This is a genomic window from Micromonospora sp. SL4-19 (genome assembly GCF_047921475.1).
Lineage (GTDB): Bacteria > Actinomycetota > Actinomycetes > Mycobacteriales > Micromonosporaceae > Micromonospora.
In genome coordinates this window covers 1-285 of sequence record NZ_JBLROB010000109.1, presented here as the reverse complement: position 1 = coordinate 285, position 285 = coordinate 1, and the positions used below count along the sequence as shown (strand labels likewise).

Genomic DNA, 285 nt, shown 5'->3' with positions numbered 1-285 from the left:
GCCATGCTTGCCGGCCGTCCGCCGTTCGTCGGCGAGCCGCTCAGCGTGCTGCATCAGCACGTCAACGAGCCACCCCCGCCGCTGCGCGAGCGCCGGCCCGACGTTCCCGCCGAGCTGGACGCCCTGGCCGCCGAACTGCTGGCCAAAGATCCCGCCGACCGGCCGACCGGCGCGGCCGCGGTCCGCGACCGCCTCGCAGCCCTGCTGCCCCGGGCCGGCACACCGGTTCACCTCGTGTCGGTCACGCCTGCGGACCCGGGCCAGCCGGGACGGTCCACGCCGGTG

General features: G+C 77.2%; 1 pseudogene. It reads left to right on the top strand.

Annotated features, from left to right (window positions below):
- Positions 1–285: pseudogene (locus ACNAVT_RS31900) on the top strand (serine/threonine protein kinase); the annotation flags it as partial.